This window comes from Streptococcus atopicus, assembly GCF_049166725.1.
GTDB lineage: Bacteria > Bacillota > Bacilli > Lactobacillales > Streptococcaceae > Streptococcus > Streptococcus hominis.
In genome coordinates this window covers 1-684 of sequence record NZ_JBMHFC010000025.1, presented here as the reverse complement: position 1 = coordinate 684, position 684 = coordinate 1, and the positions used below count along the sequence as shown (strand labels likewise).

Below are 684 nucleotides of genomic sequence, written 5' to 3'. Positions count from 1 at the left end.
TCTAGGGTGCATAGAAAAGAAGTCTCCTAGGACTTCATTTTTTCTATCTATACGGGAAGTAGCTCAGCTTGGTAGAGTACTTGGTTTGGGACCAAGGTGTCGCAGGTTCGAATCCTGTCTTCCCGATATTTTATTTGATATTAGATGAAATAGGTGTTAGTTTTTAACATCTGGAGCCTGGGACAATAATGTCTCGATTCTATCAAAAAAAGCAGGCTCTTTGTCAACTGTAGTGGGTTGATGTCAGCTAACATCGCGAGAGGACGAGATTCGTTCTCTCTCTTTTGATGTTCAAAGCGATGAGAATGCGTTTCTTGAAGTTGTCAAAGTTCCTGAATTCAAAAGTGTTTCGCTTAATGACCTTGATGAGATTGTTAGTTGCTTCCAGCTTGGCGTTGGAGTAGGGCAGTTCCAAGTCATTGAGAATCTTGCCTCTGTCCTTCAGGAAAGTCCGAAAGACGGTTTGAAAAATCGGGTGAACATCAGAAATAACCTCCTCAATCAGGTTAAAGAAATAATCAGCTTGCTTTTCCTGAAAGTGAAAGAACAGAAGCTGGTAAAGCTCATCTTTCCTTTCTTGAAGCTATACTCATCCCAGCTCATGATTTCTGGCAGTTTCTGCCAGTTCATTTCAAATTTGAATTCCTTGAGCTTGCGAATGACGGTTGAAGTTGAGATCGAGAG

General features: G+C 41.2%; 1 tRNA gene and 2 pseudogenes. 1 reads left to right on the top strand and 2 read right to left on the bottom strand.

Annotated elements, in window-relative coordinates:
* Window positions 1-52: 52 nt before the first annotated feature.
* Window positions 53-126: transfer RNA gene (locus ACOMA9_RS09770), tRNA-Pro, on the top strand.
* Window positions 127-247: 121 nt separating this feature from the next.
* Here ACOMA9_RS09770 and ACOMA9_RS09765 read toward each other — a convergent pair.
* Together ACOMA9_RS09765 and ACOMA9_RS09760 are read right to left on the bottom strand one after the other, a co-directional pair.
* Window positions 248-565, bottom strand: a pseudogene (locus tag ACOMA9_RS09765) (transposase); the annotation flags it as partial.
* Window positions 502-684 (bottom strand): annotated as a pseudogene (locus ACOMA9_RS09760) (ISL3 family transposase); the annotation flags it as partial. The pseudogenes ACOMA9_RS09765 and ACOMA9_RS09760, both read right to left, overlap by 64 nt.